Here is a 13566-nt window from a genome sequence, read left to right on the forward strand (position 1 = left end):
TTTTTGTTTATCTATTTCACGGCTGGCTTAGTAGTATGAAGCCTCGATGTCACAAGGAAAGGGACGTCATGAAGCTGGTGTTGTTCATATGGATGGGTTGGTTGTGGCTGGCGGCCCCGGTGCATGCCGATTCCCCGCCGCAATTGCAGGCTCCCCTGGTGGCGGACGAGGGACTGGAGGGGCATCGGGCGTACCTGGACGGCCGTATGGCGCTCGGGCAGTTTGATGCCATGGACTCGTTGCTCGAGACCCTGTCGGTGGGGCAGCGGGAGTTCCTGTTGTTCCAGTTGCTGGGTGAGCTCAAGTCATCGGGCGCACCGAGCCCGGCGCTGCTGGCCTGGGTGCGGGCACAAGCGGCCAAGGCGCCACAATGGCTGGTGGAAGGGAAGGTGGACGGTTTCCTGGTGCAGCTACCCGCCTACGACTTCCCCGCCGAGGCCCGGCTGGTGCTGAGCCACTGGCAGCAGCTGGCCTGGCAGGACAACTATCGCCAGTTGCTGGAGCAGGATCGCTTCGACTTCAAGCAGGTCTACTACAGCCGCAATCCCGAGCTGACACAGCAGCAGCAGGCCCTGCTGGCGGTGCTCGATCGGCAGCCGGTATCCGTGCTGCGCCGAGAGGCGCAGCGGCTTGCCGCCCTCAATCTCTTCCTGCCGGACAACCAGTTGCTGCTGCACTTCATCGAACAGACCGGGGAGACGGCACTCTACCTCAAGCTGTGGCGTCAGCCAGTGGATCACGATAGTCTGACTGCGCTACACACCATTTCCCGCTTTTATTCAGGGCAGGAGGCGAGCGATCTGCTGATCGCCGCCAGCCAGAACAGCCGCCTGATGGTCCCCGCCCTGCACCAGCTCAGCCGCCTCTCCCCCTTGCCGGACGGGGCCCAGCAGTTCCTCCTGGCCGAACTCGGCAAGCACCAGTATGGCGGGCTGGTGGCCGGCCTGTTGTTGCAGATGGACGAGCCCAGGCTCCTGGGTCAATTGGCAAACCGGCTGACGCTTCAGGAGCGGCGACACGCCTCGTCCGTCATGAGGTCCGATACGGGTACACCGGATACGCCGCCAGGGCTATAATGCGGGACCACCTGATCCCGCTGGGGTACTTGCATGAAATACAAGGACTTGCGTGATTTTATCGCGCAGTTGGAACAAAACGGACAGCTCAGGCGCATCAGTCGCGAGATAGACCCCTATCTGGAGATGACCGAGATCAGCGACCGTACCCTGCGTGCGGGGGGCCCGGCTCTGCTGTTTGAGAATCCCAAGGGCTACACCATGCCGGTGTTGACCAACCTGTTCGGCACGCCGGACCGGGTTGCCATGGGCATGGGCCAGCCCAACGTCAGCGCCCTGCGCCAGGTGGGGACCTGGCTCTCCTACCTGAAAGAGCCGGAGCCGCCTCGCGGGCTCAAGGAGCTGATGGAGAAGCTGCCCATCTTCAAGCAGGTGCTCAACATGCCGACCAAGCGGCTCTCTTCGGCCCCCTGTCAGCAGGTGGTGCTGGAAGGGGACGCGGTGGATCTGGATCAGATCCCCATCCAGCACTGCTGGCCCGGGGATGTGGCGCCCCTGGTCACCTGGGGGCTGACCATCACCCGCGGTCCCTACAAGAAGCGACAGAACCTCGGCATCTATCGCCAGCAAAAGATCGGCAAGAACAAGCTGATCATGCGCTGGCTGGATCACCGGGGTGGCGCCATTGATTTTCGCGAGTGGCAGGAGGCCCACCCGGGCGAACGCTTCCCGGTGGCGGTGGCGCTGGGCGCCGATCCGGCGACCATCCTGGGCGCGGTGACGCCGGTGCCGGACAGCCTCTCCGAATACGCCTTTGCCGGTCTGCTGCGGGGCAGCCGTACCGAGGTGGTGAAGGCGCTGAGTTGCGATTTGGAGGTGCCCGCCAGCGCCGAGATCGTGCTGGAAGGCTATCTGGAGCCGGGGGAGATGGCCCCCGAAGGGCCTTACGGCGATCACACCGGCTACTACAACGAAGTGGACGAGTTCCCGGTCTTCACCATCACCCACATGACCATGCGCCGGGATGCCATCTACCACAGCACCTACACCGGCCGTCCGCCCGATGAGCCGGCGGTGCTCGGGGTGGCGCTCAACGAGGTGTTCGTGCCGCTGTTGCAGAAGCAATTCCCCGAGATAGTGGATTTCTACCTGCCGCCGGAGGGGTGCTCCTACCGGATGGCGGTGGTGACCATCAAGAAGCGTTACCCTGGCCACGCCAAGCGGGTGATGCTGGGAGTCTGGTCCTTCCTGCGCCAGTTCATGTACACCAAGTTCGTGATCGTCTGTGATGACGACATCAACGCCCGAGACTGGAAGGACGTGATCTGGGCCATCACCACCCGGATGGACCCGGCTCGGGACACCACCCTGATCGAGCACACCCCCATCGACTACCTGGACTTCGCCTCGCCGGTCTCCGGGCTCGGCTCCAAAATGGGGCTGGATGCCACCAACAAGTGGCCGGGGGAGAGCAACCGGGAGTGGGGTCAGCCCATCGTCCAGGACGAGGCGGTAAAGCAGAAGATCGATGCCATCTGGGACGAGCTGAAGATCCTCGACTGAGGGATCCCCGATGGGGCGCGGCCATTGTGACGCAAAAGTGCGGTATTGCCGTGCCGAATTGGGTATGCTCGACGGACCTGACCACCAACTGGTCGCCATAAAAACAGTGAAACCATGAGCGAAGCGGGCCGGGCAGGCCCCTCACAAGGACAAGAATGCAACGTATCAAGTGCCGCGTAGAGGAACTGCGCGAATATGTCGACACCATCTGGCACGTGGCGCTGGCGCCGCAGCAGGAGGTGAGCTTCAAGCCGGGCCAGTATCTGCTGGTGGTGATGAGCGATTCGGACAAGCGCCCCTTCTCCATCGCCAACTCGCCGACCCGCTCCGGCGTGCTGGAGCTGCAGATCGGTGCCACTCCCGAGAATGCCTATGCCGGTCAGGTGCTGGCCCGCATGCGCGAGCAGGGAGAGATCGAGGTCGAGTTGGCCGCCGGCAAGGCGTTCCTGCGCGACGAATCCCCCCGACCGCTGATCCTGATGGCGGGAGGCACCGGCTTCTCCTATGCCCGCGCCATCCTGGAATACCTGATCGGCAGCGGCAGCAAGCGTCCGGTGTTCCTCTACTGGGGCGTACGCCAGGCGCACTGGCTCTACGAGCTGGAGCAGATGCAGCAGTGGGAGCGCGACTATGCGCCGCTGACCTTCATTCCCGTGGTGCAGGAGCCCGAGAGCGACTGGACCGGCAGGACCGGGCTGGTGCACAAGGCCATCATGGATGACTTCGTCAGCCTGCATGACTACGACATCTATGTGGCGGGCCGCTTCGAGATGGCTGGTGCCGCGCGGGAAGAGTTCAAGGTGCTGGGCGCCGAGCCCGAGCGCATCTTCGGCGATGCCTACGAGTTTATCTGACCACGGTCAACAGCAGAGCGTCGATCTGCCCCCTTATCGTCTTGCGAGAGAGGGGGGGATGAGAAACTCGTTGTCCCCATAAAAACGACAAACCCCAGCCTGGCTGGGGTTTGTGCTATCTACGGCGGGTCACGCCGGATCATTCGCCCTTGGCAGCGAGCTGCTGCTCGAGCTGGGCCAGCTTGGCCTCGAGGGCGGTCAGCTTCTCCCGGGTGCGCAGCAGTACCTTGGTCTGCACGTCGAATTCCTCGCGGCTCACCAGATCCAGCTTGTTGAGCTGGGCCTGCAAGACCTGACGGGTCTTTTTCTCCACCTCTTCACCCATGCTGCGAATGCCGGGGGGCAGGGCGTTGTGTATCTGTTTGGCGATCTCTTCCAGTTTTTTCGGGTCGATCATGGGGGTCTCCTTAAGCAATGGCGCCATTCTACCGACAAATCGTCCCCTTTGCCGAGATCGGGGCGGCTTTTTGCGCCATAGATCCCATCGGGCTCTGGTCGGGTCTGGTTGATGTACCCTGGCTGCTACCCTGTGACACCGGGAATCAATTCCAATTCCTTGATGGTGTACACAAAAAAATCAGATCAGATGACTGACCAGAGGCTTATTAATTGTTGCGTTGCTGTTAATATGATTCGGTCGGGTTTGAACCCTACCCCGTCAGGCTCATCATGGATAACAACATAAAAGAGATAAGGATATGAAGAAAAAGCTAATTTACGCGGCCGTCGTCAGTGCGCTGCTGAGCGGTTGTGGTGGCAGTGACGACAACACAGGCGATACCTCAAGCTATCTCGATTATCTGCTGAGCGGCTCCAATGCAGTCCGACCCAGCGCCCTGGCAGCCCGTGCGACCGACGGTACCCTGAAATTCTCCACGGAGACGGCGGATCTCTCCAACCCGGTGTCCGCCCTCTCCACCCTGGATGGCTGGTCGACTACCCAGGCGATCCAGATAGTGCCGGTGACGGCCTCCGGCATCCTGGTCAAGGCGCCGGCCGCTGCTGAATTCGCAGCCTCCGTGGCACCCCTCTACCTGATGGAGCTGGAGTTTGACAGTGCGGCCCTGCGTCCGAGCGGCGTGAAAAAGGTGCTGACCTACGGGGTGGACTTCGTGGTGGCCGAGACGACCGGCAAGCTGAATCTGGTGCCGCTCAAGCCGCTCAACCCCTCTTCCTACTACATGATAGTGGCGACCGATACCCTCAAAGACAGCACGGGTGCCCCCCTGCGACCGGGTAGCGACTACAGCAACTACAAGACCAGCACCGGCAGCAACGCCCAGGAGCAGACCATCAGCGGCCTGATTGCGCTGCAGGAAGGGCTGTTCAAGGCGGCCACCGGCATCACCAGCGACCACGTGATCTTCTCCGACTGGTTCGGTACCCAGTCCGGCGCCGACGTGCTGGTGGCGGTGAAAGGGGCGGCCGCATCCGTGCTCAAGAGCCCGACCCTGGACGCCGCCGCCCTATGGAAGCAGGACGCCTTGGGCAATACCAGCCTGCCTGGCACCTATACCCTGTCGGTGAGCGGCGGCAGCCCCTTCCTGACCCAGCTGGACGCCGAGAACTTCCTGCCCCAGGAGCAGAAGGATGCGATTGCCGCCGCTTTTGGTGACGGCACTCCGCTCCACAATCTGGCCTTGGGTACCACCGTCTACAGCGGTACCGTCAAGCTGCCCTACTTCCTCTCCTCCCCGGCCACCGCCGGCTCCTGGGACAAGGCGAAGACCCAGTCCTGGCACGGTGCCATCCCCAGCCTCTACGCAATTGCGAACGCCCTGAAGGCCCAGGATGCCGAAGTGATCGGCGGCCTGGTGGGGGCGGGCGTGGATCCGGCCCTGCTGGGCGAACTCATCGCCGATCCGAGCCGTCAGGCCGAGCTGCTGGCGGAGGCGAGCAAGCTGATCGGGGTGACCCTCACCTCCGGCGGCAAGGCGCTGGATCCCGAGATGAATATCGGGCGCTTCAACCCGCTGCCGGCACTGGAAGAGGTGCAGTCCGTCCCGATGCGGATCTTCGCTGCCGCGCCGCTGGCGAACATCACCGACGTGATCATCTATCAGCACGGCGTCACCTCCGTGAAGGAGAACGCCTATGCCCTGGCCCTTGGCCAGATTGGTGCCGGTGCCCAGGCGAGCAAGAACGTGGCCGTGGTGGTGATCGATCATCCCCTGCACGGTGAACGCGGCTTCGCCCTGACCGGCAGCATGGACTCGGTGACCACCTCCGACAACCCGACCCCCTACCTGAACCTGAGCTACCTGACCGTGGCCCGCGACAACCTGAAACAGAGCGTGGCGGATCTGCTGGGCCTGCGTCTGGCGGTGGGGCTGGCCAATGCCAAGGGCGCCATCGGCACCGCAGGCAGCCTCAAGGTACACTTCCTGGGTCACTCCCTGGGTGCCATCGCGGGGGCCAACCTGCTGGCGGTGGCCAACCAGTCTGTTGGCAACCCGACGGCAGACGCCCTGTTCAAGTTCGACACTGGCGGCCTGGCCATGCCGGGTGGCGGCATAGCGCCGCTGTTGCTGAACTCGCCGACCTTCGGTCCGACCATCCAGATGAGCGTGCTGACCGCTGGCAGTGCGGCCCTGAAGGCAGCCTTCACCGCCTACGCCCCGAACTGCAAGACGGCGGTGCCGACCTGCTTCGTCAACGAGTTCCTGCCGAGCCAGGATGCGGCCACCCAGGCCACGGCGGCCAGCACCCTGCAGAGCTACAGCTTCGCGGCGCAGTCGGTGCTGGATTCGGCAGACCCCATCAACCTGGGGAGCGGCATCGCGGCGGACTTCCCGCTGTTTGCCACCGAAATCGTCGGCGACGGCGCCCTGAGCCTGTCGGATCGGGTGATCCCGAACAGCATCGCCACCGCCCCGCTGGGTGGCACCGAGCCGCTGTTCAAGGTCCTGGCCCTGCAACCGCTGACCGCCACCGGCGCCGCCAACCACAGAGCTGCCCGCTTCGTGGCCGGGGGTCACAGCTCGCTGCTGGCACCGGACGAGAACTTCGATCCGACCGGCGCCGTCACCACCGAGATGCAGACCCAGTTCGGCAGCTTCTTCGCAAGCGGCGGTACCGCGGTCAAGGTGACCGACGGCAGCCTGCTCAAGCAGTAAGCCGGCCGACCAATAAAAACGCCGCCCCTTGGGGCGGCGTTTTTTTATGGCAAATCGGCTCAGGCTGGCCTGTGGTGCCTGTCCAGCCAGCCTTGGGCAAGGCCGACCAGCAGACCCGCCAGTGGTGGTCGCTATGGTTGCCGAGCCGTTGCCGGCAACCAGGCCTCACCGCGGCCTGTGGTGCCTGTCCAGCCAGCCCTGGGCAAGGCCGATCAGCAGGCCCGCCAGGTGGGCCATGTTGGTGGTCGCTTTGGTTACAGAGCAGTTGCCGGCAACCAGGCCTCACCCCGGCCTGTGGTGCCTGTCCAGCCAGCCTTGGGCAAGGCCGACCAGCAGACCCGCCAGGTGAGCCATGTTGGTGGTCGCTTTGGTTGCCGAGCCGTTGCCGGCAACCAGGCCTCACCCCGGCCTGTGGTGCCTGTCCAGCCAGCCTTGGGCAAGACCGACCAGCAGGCCGACCAAATGGGCCATGTTGGCGGTGGGGGTGCCGAGCATGTCCAGGAAGCCGAGCACCAGCCAGACCAGCATGAAGCCCATCAGGGCTGGCGGCATGGCGAGGCCGCAATCCGGTTGAAGCCTGGTTCGCAGCCAGCTGTAGCCGAGCAGGGCATAGACCACCCCGGAGAGGCCGCCAAAGCGCGGGCCGCTGACAAAGAACTCGGCGATATTGGGCAGGGCAGCCCCGACGATGAGCAGGATGAACAGCTTGCCGCTGCCGAGGCGCTGCTCTATCTGGCCACCGAGATACCACCACCACAACAGGTTGAACACCAGGTGCAGCACCGAGAAGTGGATGAAGGCCGGGGTGACGTAGCGCCAGGCCTGCCAGTCGGTGAACTGGGCCAGGGTGGGGTGGAAGGCGAGCTCGTCGAAGATGGGCAGGCCGATGGCATCCAGAGCGTAGATGGCCAGGCAGGCGATGATGACCACCAGGGTCAGGGGGCCCGCCTGGTGGAGGAAATCGGTGACCGGATCCGTCATCCCCTTGCTGTAGTCGATCCGGGCATCGGCATGGCCGGATTGCCAGGAGGCCTCCATGTAGCGGGGGTGATTGGGTTCGCTCAGGAAGCGCTTGACCTCCTGCTGGGCCTGGGCGAGGCGCCGTTCGTCCGCCAGCCAGACCGAGACGCCGAGCTCGGACTGGGTCAGCTCGCACGGAATGCCCAGGGTAGCGAGATAATCCACCAGCGCCTGGGCCATGCGGGCGTCGCCCAGCACCAGCAGCTGGATCATGCCGGTCGAGGAGGAGCGACCCGCCTCTGTCATGCGTCCCCCGCCTGGATGGGGAACTCCCTGCGCCAGGCCTCGAAACCGCCATCCAGGCTATAGACCTCGTCATAGCCCTGTTGCAGCAGGTACTGGGCCGCCCCCTGGCTGCTGTTGCCGTGATAGCACATCACGATGACGGGGGTATCGAAGTCCACCTCGTTCATAAAGCGAACCAGGGTGCCGTTGGTGAGGTGGAAGGCGCCGACCGCGTGGGCCGTCTCGAAGGATTGGGGATCGCGAATGTCCACGAGACGGGCTTCGCCTGCGCTCAGCTTCTGGTGGGCATCATGGGCGCTGATATGGGCAAACTGGTCCATTGAGATGTCCTGAAAATGGAAGGTTGAAGGGCAGTTTACCGCAAGCGGCGGTTTGCGCTAAGTGTGCAATGGAGGCGGCATCCAGGGGATCGCAATTTTCTTCAATATCGGGCCGCCCGGGCCGGGTAGGCTCGGGCTTCCCTCAATTGAATGAGCATCATCCATGGAATTCAGTCTGCTGTTATCCATGGCCGGGTTTGCCCTGGCCATGTCCATCTCCCCGGGGCCGGTCAATCTGGTCGCCCTTGGCACCGGCGCCCGGTACGGTTTCACGGCCAGCCTGCGCCACGTGGTGGGGGCCACCCTCGGCTTCATCCTGCTGCTCCTGCTGATGGGGCTGGGTCTTGGCGGCGCCCTGTCCCGCTGGCCTGTGGCGCTGGGGGCCATTCACTGGGGAGGCGTGCTCTTTCTCGGCTGGATGGCCTGGCAGTTGCTGGTGGACAGCGGCGAGGTGGAGGAAGTAGAGGGCGTGCCCCCCGCCTTCTGGTACGGGGCCTTGATGCAGTGGCTCAATCCCAAGGCCTGGCTCGCCGCCAGCATGGGGATGGGAGCCTATGGGATCGCGGGCGGCATGAGCCAGATCGCCCTCTTTACCGGCATCTATCTGGTGATCTGCCTCGGCTCCATCGCCTGCTGGGCCTATGCGGGCAGCCGATTGCAGGGGTGGCTGGTCTCTCCCCGCCGGTTGCGCTGGTTCAATCGGGCCATGGCGCTCTTGCTGCTGCTCAGCGCCGCCTATCTGGTGCGCTCGTCCTGAGGGGCGAGCTGCGCTCTGTACTGGCCCGGGGTGGCTGCCACCCGGCGTTTGAACTGGCGCTGGAAGTGGGCCTGATCGGCAAAACCGCTGGCAAGGGCCACTTCCGCCAGGGGCTGCCCCTGGCGCAGCAGGGTGCGGGCGTGGCGAATGCGCTGATCGAGCAGGTAGGCGTGGGGCGTCATGCCGTAGTGGCGGCTGAAGGCGCGCACGAAGTGGGAAGGGGTAAGCCCGGCCACCGCACTCAGCTGTGCCAGGGTGAGGGCGCAGGCACTCTCGTCCTGCATCAGCTCGGCGGCTCGCTGCAGGTGCCGGGGAGGGCGGTCATCCCACTTGGCCGGGGTGAGCCTGGCCAGAAGCTGGCGGCTGAAGAGGTGGCAGGTCACTTCGCGAGCCAGGGGATCCGGCTCCTCCACCAGTTGCCGGTGAAGCCGGCAGAGCCCCTGGTAGAGCAGGGGATCCCGGCTTGCGGTCATGTCGAAGGGGCGAAACGCGTTTCCGAGCCCGGCCTCCTCCTGCTGGCGCTGCAACCAGAGGTTGTCGATGTAGAACATCAGATAGGACCAGGGCTGGTCAGCGACTGGATTGCAGGCATGCACCTCTTCCGGGTTCATCAGCACCAGGCTGCCGCGGCCGACCTCTTGCAGGCTGCGCTGGTTGAGGTAGTGGCTGTGGCCGCCGGTGATGGCACCGATGGAGAAGTGGGGGTGGCTGTGCTTGTCATAGCAGACGCGCCGGCCATCCTGCACCGCCCGCGCCTCGATGAAGGGCAGGGCGGGATCGTGCCAGAAGTGGTGCTGATCCTGCGTCGCCCGCGCACGGCTCACAATGTGCTCCTCGGCGGGGGGCTGTTCCCCTGCCGGGCTCGGGGAGCGCGGCAGGGGAAGGGTGACGATGGTTGCTGCATCCTCAGCCGCCGAGATAGGCCTGGCGGACGGCGGGGTTGGCCAGCAGGGCCTCTCCCGTGTCTTGCAGCACCACCCGGCCGTTCTCCAGCACATAGCCGCGATCCGCCAGCTTGAGCGCCTGGTTCGCGTTCTGCTCCACCAGGAAGATGGTCATCCCCTTCTGGCGCAGTTGCTCTATGGTGTCGAAGATCTGCTGGATGACGATGGGCGCCAATCCGAGGGAGGGTTCATCCAGCAGCAGCAGGCGCGGCTTGCTCATCAAGGCGCGGCCGATGGCCAGCATCTGCTGCTCGCCGCCGGACATGGTGCCTGCCCGCTGCTCCAGCCGCTCGTGCAGGCGGGGGAACAAGGTAAATATCTGATCCAGCAGGCCGCGCTGCTCCGCCTTGTCGACGAAGAAGGCCCCCATCAGCAGGTTCTCCTCCACCGTGAGGCGGGCGAAGATGCGGCGCCCCTCCGGCACCACGGCGATGTCCTTGCGCATGATGCGGGCGGTGGTGAGGGAGTCTATCTGCTCCCCCTCGAACCAGATGGAACCGCTGCTGGGCTTGGGCTCGCCACACAGGGTCATCAGCAGAGTGGTCTTGCCGGCGCCGTTGGCGCCGATCAGGGTGACGATTTCCCCCTCTTTCACCTCGACGCTGACGTCGTGCAGCGCCTGAATTTTGCCGTAGTGGGTCGATACGTTGCGAAGTTCTAACATCTTTTTGTCCTTACGACTCGCCCAGATAGGCCTTGATCACCGCCGGATTGCTGCGGATTTCGTCCGGTTTGCCGTGGGCCAGCGGGGTGCCCTGGTTGACCACGAAGATGCGGTTGGAGATCTCCATCACCAGCTTCATATCGTGCTCGATCAGCAGCACCGAGACCCCGAACTCGTCTCGCAGGTTGGAGATGAGCTCGTTGAGCTCGTCGGTTTCCTTGGGATTGAGACCTGCGGCCGGTTCATCCAGCATCAGCAGTTCGGGCCGGGTCGCCATGCAGCGGGCGATCTCGAGGCGGCGCTGCTGGCCGTAAGCCAGGTTGCCCGCGGCGCGGTTGGCGAGATCCTTGAGGCCCACCTTCTCCAGCCAGAAGGCGGACTGCTCCAACCCCTCTTTCTCGGCACGGCGGAAAGAGGGGGTCTTGAACAGGCCGGCGATGAAGCCGGTATTGAGATGCCTGTGCTGGGCCACCAGCAGGTTTTCCACCGCCGTCATCTCCTTGAACAGGCGCACGTGCTGGAAAGTCCGCACTATGCCCTTGCGGGCGATGAGGTGGCCGGGCAACCCCTGGATCTCTTCACCCTTGTAGCGAATGACACCGCCACTCGGGCGATAGAAGCCGGTCAGGCAGTTGAAGATGGTGGTCTTGCCCGCCCCGTTGGGGCCGATGATGGAGATCACCTCCCCCCTTTCCACATCCAGCTTGACGCCGTTGACCGCAAGCAGGCCGCCAAAGCGCATCGACAGATCTGAGACATCCAACAATGGTTGATTGTTGCTCATTTACGCAGCTCCATATGGGGTCGACTCATGGGCAGCAGTCCCTGCGGCCGCCAGATCATCATGAATACCATCAAGAGACCGAACATCAGCATGCGATATTCGTTGAACTCGCGGGCGAGCTCCGGCAGCACCGTCATCACGATGGCCGCCAGCACCACCCCGATCTGGGATCCCATGCCCCCCAGCACCACAATCGCAAGAACGATGGCCGACTCGATGAAGACGAAGGATTCCGGGCTGATGAAGCCCTGGCGCGAGGCGAAGAAGCTGCCGGCAAAGCCCGCGAAGCAGGCGCCTATGGTGAAGGCGGTCAGCTTGATGATGGTGGGGTTGAGCCCCAGGGACTTGCAGGCGATCTCGTCTTCCCGCAGCGCCTCCCAGGCACGGCCGAGCGGCATGCGCAGCAGGCGGTTGATGACGAACAGGGTCGCCACTACCAGCACCAGGGCCATCAGGTAGAGGAAGATCACCTTGTGGTTGGCGTTGTAGGCGATGCCGAAGAAGTCGTGGAAGGTGCCAAAGCCCCCATCCTTGACGGTGCGGTTGAACTCCAGCCCCCCCAGAGTCGGTTTCGGAATGCCGGAGATCCCGTTCGGACCGCCGGTCAGGGTGGTCATGTTGTTGAGCAGGATGCGGATGATCTCGCCAAAGCCCAGGGTGACGATGGCCAGGTAGTCCCCCCGCAGCCGCAGCACCGGGAACCCGAGCAGGAAGCCGAAGGTGGCCGCCAGCAGACCGGCGATGGGAAGACACTCCCAGAAGCTCAGACCGAAGTAGGTGTTGAGCAGGGCGTAGCTGTAGGCGCCGACCGCATAGAAGCCGACGTAGCCGAGGTCGAGCAGACCGGCGAGGCCCACCACCACGTTCAGTCCCAGCCCCAGCATGATGTAAATCAGGGTGAGGGTGGCCAGATCGATGGCGCCGCGAGAGGCCATGAAGGGCCAGCTCACCGCAAACAGCAGCACCAGCACGGCGGTGAGGTTATAGAGCTTGGGGGCCTCTTCGGGGCTTGGCAGCACCAGCTTGGTGAAGCCGACGGAGAAGCCGCTGATGGAGGCCTGGAACAGCCGGCTTATCTGGCCGCGCAGCATCTGGAACCAGAAGACGATGGTGGCGCCCCCCAGCAGCCAGGCCAGCGATACATCGAGGCGGCTCACCACCAGCAGGCGGGAGCCATCGGTCTCCAGCTTGAAGCCGAGCAGCCAGAAGGAGAGCACCAGCAGCACCAGGCTGGCGATGCAGGCATGGATAAATTGACGTTTCATCAGACTTTCTCCACTTCCGGACGGCCGAGAATGCCAGTGATGGTCATGAACAGCAGCACGAGGGCATGCATAGATTGGTTTTTCATACCTTCTCGACCTCCGGACGACCCAGGATGCCGGTGGGCATGAAGAGCAACACGAAGATGAGCAGGGCAAAGGCCATCACATCCTTGTACTCGGTGCTGAGATAGCCCGCGGTGAGCGCTTCCACCACGCCGAGCAGCAGGCCGCCCAGTACGGCGCCGGGAATGCTGCCGATGCCGCCCAATACCGCGGCGGTGAAGGCCTTCAAGCCCGCCATGAAGCCGAGATAGGGGTTGATGACACCGTAGTACATGCCGAGCAGCACCCCCGCGACGGCGGCCAGGGCGGCCCCCAGCACGAAGGTGATGGAGATGACCACGTGGGTGTCTATCCCTAGCAGGTTGGCCATCTTGATGTCTTCGGAACAGGCACGGCAGGCACGCCCCATGCGGGAGCGGCCGATGAACTGGGTCAACGCCAGCATGGTGACGAAGGTCACCACGAAGATGATGAGCTGCATGTAGGAGAGGCTGGCCTGGAAGCCATCCTCGCCGCCGAGGGTCCAGCCCCCGGAGATCAGAGTGGGCATGGCGATGTCACGCGAGCCCTGGGCCATCCGCATCATGTTCTGCAGGAAGATCGACATGCCGATGGCGGAGATGAGGGGGATCAGGCGGTTGCCGCCCCGCAGTGGACGATAGGCCACCCGTTCTATGGACCAGCCATAGCTGCCGGTGATGATGATGCTGACCAGGAAGGCGCCCCCCAGCAGCAGCACGGTGCTGTCGATGCCCATCATCATGAGCCCGGCCATCACCATGAAGGCGACATAGGAGCCGATCATGTAGACCTCGCCGTGGGCGAAGTTGATCATGCCGATGATGCCGTAGACCATGGTGTAGCCGATGGCGATCAACGCATAGGTGCTGCCTATGGTCAATCCGTTCAGCAACTGCTGAACCAGATAAAGAAGGTGTTCGGACATACCGCGTT

The 13566-nt window shown here is 63.7% G+C and carries 13 protein-coding genes; 5 read left to right on the plus strand and 8 right to left on the minus strand.

Annotated elements, in window-relative coordinates; translation table 11 throughout:
• The first annotated feature begins 68 nt into the window (after window positions 1-68).
• The 3 genes from C2U30_RS14765 (at window position 69) to fre (ending at window position 3433) form a co-directional block, all read left to right on the plus strand.
• Entirely contained in the window at window positions 69-1076 is a 1008-nt protein-coding gene (locus tag C2U30_RS14765) for a hypothetical protein (protein WP_045522595.1), read from the plus strand.
• 33 nt (window positions 1077-1109) lie between these two features.
• Complete coding sequence (gene ubiD, locus C2U30_RS14770) at window positions 1110-2579, plus strand: 4-hydroxy-3-polyprenylbenzoate decarboxylase (protein ID WP_010672372.1); 1470 nt, start codon at window positions 1110-1112, stop codon at window positions 2577-2579.
• Window positions 2580-2734: 155 nt separating this feature from the next.
• A complete protein-coding gene (gene fre / locus C2U30_RS14775) occupies window positions 2735-3433 on the plus strand; it encodes an NAD(P)H-flavin reductase (protein ID WP_010672373.1) in 699 nt (232 codons plus the stop codon).
• Window positions 3434-3572: 139 nt separating this feature from the next.
• Here the strand turns inward: fre and ubiK are convergent, their stop codons facing one another.
• Complete coding sequence (gene ubiK, locus C2U30_RS14780; RefSeq protein ID WP_010672374.1) at window positions 3573-3830, minus strand: ubiquinone biosynthesis accessory factor UbiK; 258 nt, start codon at window positions 3828-3830, stop codon at window positions 3573-3575.
• Window positions 3831-4131: 301 nt separating this feature from the next.
• On the opposite strand from ubiK, the gene C2U30_RS14785 reads away from it, so the two are divergent.
• A complete protein-coding gene (locus C2U30_RS14785; protein WP_103244006.1) occupies window positions 4132-6549 on the plus strand; it encodes a VolA/Pla-1 family phospholipase in 2418 nt (805 codons plus the stop codon).
• Window positions 6550-6948: 399 nt separating this feature from the next.
• Here the strand turns inward: C2U30_RS14785 and glpG are convergent, their stop codons facing one another.
• The gene (gene glpG / locus C2U30_RS14790) at window positions 6949-7782 is read right to left on the minus strand and encodes a rhomboid family intramembrane serine protease GlpG (RefSeq protein WP_029313427.1); all 834 of its coding nucleotides are present in this window, start codon (window positions 7780-7782) and stop codon (window positions 6949-6951) included.
• Window positions 7783-7811: 29 nt separating this feature from the next.
• The gene (gene glpE / locus C2U30_RS14795; protein WP_005307320.1) at window positions 7812-8135 is read right to left on the minus strand and encodes a thiosulfate sulfurtransferase GlpE; all 324 of its coding nucleotides are present in this window, start codon (window positions 8133-8135) and stop codon (window positions 7812-7814) included.
• Between the two features lie 163 nt (window positions 8136-8298).
• On the opposite strand from glpE, the gene C2U30_RS14800 reads away from it, so the two are divergent.
• Window positions 8299-8892 (plus strand): LysE family translocator, encoded by a 594-nt coding sequence (locus C2U30_RS14800; RefSeq protein ID WP_010672378.1) that lies wholly within the window; start codon window positions 8299-8301, stop codon window positions 8890-8892.
• Here C2U30_RS14800 and C2U30_RS14805 read toward each other — a convergent pair.
• From C2U30_RS14805 to livH, 5 genes are all read right to left on the minus strand, one after another.
• Complete coding sequence (locus tag C2U30_RS14805; RefSeq protein ID WP_103244007.1) at window positions 8871-9716, minus strand: helix-turn-helix transcriptional regulator; 846 nt, start codon at window positions 9714-9716, stop codon at window positions 8871-8873. The genes C2U30_RS14800 and C2U30_RS14805 overlap by 22 nt on opposite strands.
• 82 nt (window positions 9717-9798) lie before the next feature.
• Window positions 9799-10500: an ABC transporter ATP-binding protein gene (locus C2U30_RS14810; RefSeq protein WP_010672380.1), complete on the minus strand. Its 702-nt coding sequence runs from the start codon at window positions 10498-10500 to the stop codon at window positions 9799-9801.
• A 10-nt stretch (window positions 10501-10510) separates the two neighbouring features.
• Window positions 10511-11284 carry a high-affinity branched-chain amino acid ABC transporter ATP-binding protein LivG gene (livG, locus tag C2U30_RS14815; protein WP_103244008.1) on the minus strand — a complete coding sequence of 258 codons (774 nt, stop codon included), beginning with the start codon at window positions 11282-11284 and terminating at the stop codon, window positions 10511-10513.
• Window positions 11281-12549, minus strand: a complete 1269-nt coding sequence (locus C2U30_RS14820) for a high-affinity branched-chain amino acid ABC transporter permease LivM (RefSeq protein WP_039041002.1) — start codon at window positions 12547-12549, stop codon at window positions 11281-11283. The genes livG and C2U30_RS14820 overlap by 4 nt, the downstream gene beginning before the upstream one ends.
• Before the next feature lie 82 nt (window positions 12550-12631).
• The gene (livH, locus tag C2U30_RS14825; RefSeq protein ID WP_010672383.1) at window positions 12632-13558 is read right to left on the minus strand and encodes a high-affinity branched-chain amino acid ABC transporter permease LivH; all 927 of its coding nucleotides are present in this window, start codon (window positions 13556-13558) and stop codon (window positions 12632-12634) included.
• Window positions 13559-13566 lie beyond the last annotated feature (8 nt).

This window comes from Aeromonas sp. ASNIH5, assembly GCF_002902865.1.
In the GTDB taxonomy this organism is placed as follows: domain Bacteria; phylum Pseudomonadota; class Gammaproteobacteria; order Enterobacterales; family Aeromonadaceae; genus Aeromonas; species Aeromonas caviae.

Bases quoted from the DNA above. Each gene is read 5' to 3' on its own strand.
- ubiD (WP_010672372.1), top strand. From the start codon at position 1,110: ATGAAATACAAGGACTTGCGTGATTTTATCGCGCAGTTGGAACAAAAC.
- livG (WP_103244008.1), bottom strand. From the start codon at position 11,284: ATGAGCAACAATCAACCATTGTTGGATGTCTCAGATCTGTCGATGCGC.
- C2U30_RS14820 (WP_039041002.1), bottom strand. From the start codon at position 12,549: ATGAAACGTCAATTTATCCATGCCTGCATCGCCAGCCTGGTGCTGCTG.
- livH (WP_010672383.1), bottom strand. From the start codon at position 13,558: ATGTCCGAACACCTTCTTTATCTGGTTCAGCAGTTGCTGAACGGATTG.
- C2U30_RS14800 (WP_010672378.1), top strand. From the start codon at position 8,299: ATGGAATTCAGTCTGCTGTTATCCATGGCCGGGTTTGCCCTGGCCATG.
- C2U30_RS14785 (WP_103244006.1), top strand. From the start codon at position 4,132: ATGAAGAAAAAGCTAATTTACGCGGCCGTCGTCAGTGCGCTGCTGAGC.
- ubiK (WP_010672374.1), bottom strand. From the start codon at position 3,830: ATGATCGACCCGAAAAAACTGGAAGAGATCGCCAAACAGATACACAAC.
- C2U30_RS14765 (WP_045522595.1), top strand. From the start codon at position 69: ATGAAGCTGGTGTTGTTCATATGGATGGGTTGGTTGTGGCTGGCGGCC.
- glpG (WP_029313427.1), bottom strand. From the start codon at position 7,782: ATGATCCAGCTGCTGGTGCTGGGCGACGCCCGCATGGCCCAGGCGCTG.
- fre (WP_010672373.1), top strand. From the start codon at position 2,735: ATGCAACGTATCAAGTGCCGCGTAGAGGAACTGCGCGAATATGTCGAC.
- C2U30_RS14810 (WP_010672380.1), bottom strand. From the start codon at position 10,500: ATGTTAGAACTTCGCAACGTATCGACCCACTACGGCAAAATTCAGGCG.
- glpE (WP_005307320.1), bottom strand. From the start codon at position 8,135: ATGGACCAGTTTGCCCATATCAGCGCCCATGATGCCCACCAGAAGCTG.